This window comes from Wenjunlia tyrosinilytica, assembly GCF_014646055.1.
GTDB lineage: Bacteria > Actinomycetota > Actinomycetes > Streptomycetales > Streptomycetaceae > Wenjunlia > Wenjunlia tyrosinilytica.
Genome location: NZ_BMMS01000123.1, coordinates 1 through 2,045, shown reverse-complemented (window position 1 = coordinate 2,045; position 2,045 = coordinate 1). Strand labels below are relative to the sequence as shown.

The following is a 2,045-nucleotide window of genomic DNA, read 5'->3' as shown; positions in this document are numbered from 1 at the left end:
TGATCAAGATGGTCATGGCGATGCGGCACGGTGTGCTTCCCCGGACGCTGCACGCGGACGAGCCGTCGTCCCATGTGGACTGGACGCAGGGCGCCGTCGAGCTGCTGACGGAGCCGGTGGAGTGGCCCTCGTCGCAGGACCGGCCACGTCGGGCCGGGGTGTCCTCGTTCGGGATCGGCGGCACCAATGCGCATGTGATCATCGAGCAGGCCCCGGTGGAGGCCGTCGAGGAGGGCGAGCCTGTCGAGGGCGATGCTCCGGGGCACCGTGTGGTGCCGGTGGTTGTTTCCGCCGCTGGTATTGCGGGGCTGCGGGGGCAGGCGGAGCGGCTGGCCTCGTTCCTGGACGACGACCCCGGGGTCTGTCTGAGCGATGCGGGTCTGTCGTCGGCGGTGACGCGCTCGGCACTCGAACACCGTGCCGTGGTGCTGGCCTCGGAGCGGCAGGATCTCGTGCGGGGGCTGCGCGCCCTGGCCGAGGGCGAGCAGGCCGCCAACCTGGTCACGGGTACGGCGGGTGGTGGAAAGAAGACAGCCTTCCTGTTCACGGGGCAGGGATCGCAGCGGCTGGGCATGGGCCGGGAGCTGTATGAGGCATTCCCGGTCTTCGCGAAGGCGTTCGACGCGGTGGACGGGAACCTCCCGGTGCCCTTGCGGGAGATGGTCTTCGGTGACGACCCGGAGCCGCTGAACGCCACGGAGTTCGCGCAGCCCGCGTTGTTCGCCTGCGAGGTGGCGCTGTTCCGGCTGGTGGAGTCATGGGGCATCCGCGCTGACTTCCTGCTGGGGCATTCGGTCGGTGAGCTGGTGGCGGCCCATGTGGCGGGCGTCTGGTCGCTGGAGGACGCCTGCCGTCTGGTCGTGGCGCGCGGCCGGTTGATGCAGGCGCTGCCGACGGGCGGAGCGATGGTCGCGCTCCAGGCATCCGAAGCCGAAGTGCTGCCCCTCTGCGACGGCCGCGAGGGCGAGGCGAGCATCGCAGCGGTCAACGGGCCGGCCTCGGTGGTCGTGTCCGGCGACGCGGATGCTGTCGCCGGGATCACGGAGCACTTCCGTGGGCTGGGGCGCAAGACATCCCGGCTCCGGGTGAGCCATGCGTTCCATTCGCCGTTGATGGAGCCGATGCTCGAGGAGTTCCGCCAGGTGGCGGAGAGCGTGGCCTATCAGGAGCCGCGGCTGGCTGTCGTCTCGAATGTCACCGGTGAGGTGGCGACGCACGACGAGCTCACTTCCGCAGACTACTGGGTGCGGCACGTCCGTGAGGCGGTGCGCTTCGCGGACGGCATCAGGTGCTTGGAGAATCAGGGGGTCGGCCGGTTTGTGGAACTGGGCCCCGACGGCACCCTGACGGCGATGGCCCAGGGGTGCGTCGAGGGCGAGGGGCACCTCTTCGCCCCGGTCCTGCGCAAGGACCGCCCCGAGGCGGACGCGGTGCTGTCCGCGGTTGCGGCTGTGTTCACCGACGGCGGCGATGTGGACTGGCCGGCACTGTTCACCGGTACGGCGGCACGCCGGATCGAGCTGCCGACCTACGCCTTCCAACGACGGCACTACTGGCCGACTCCTGCCCCTGCCTCCGGTGACGCGAACGGACTTGGCCTCGTTGNGGGATCACATGGTTGCCGGGGCGGTGCTCTTTCCGGGGACGGGCTTTGTGGAGCTGGCGGTGCGGGCCGGGGACCAGGTGGGCTGCGGTCGGGTGGAGGAGCTGACGATCGCCGCGCCGCTGGTGCTGCCCGAGCACGGCGGAGTGCGGGTCCAGCTGGTGGTGGGTGCCCCGGACGAGGCGGGCGGCCGGACGGTGGAGGTGTACTCCCGTTCCGAGGACGCCCTGGGCGATCAGCCGTGGACGCTCCACGCGAGCGGCTTGCTGTCGGCCGAGAGCACCGCGCCGCCGAAGTCCTTCGCCGACTTCGCCGTATGGCCGCCGCGGGGTGCGGAGGCCGTGGACGTGGCCGACTTCTACGACCGGTTTGCGGAGTTGGGTTTCTCGTACGGTCCGGTGTTCCAGGGGCTGCGGGCGGTGTGGCGGCGTGGGGAGGAGGT

Annotated in this window: 1 pseudogene; it reads left to right on the top strand. The window is 70.8% G+C overall.

The annotated features are described in order from the left end of the window. A pseudogene (locus IEY86_RS35795) lies at window positions 1-2,045 on the top strand (acyltransferase domain-containing protein); the annotation flags it as partial.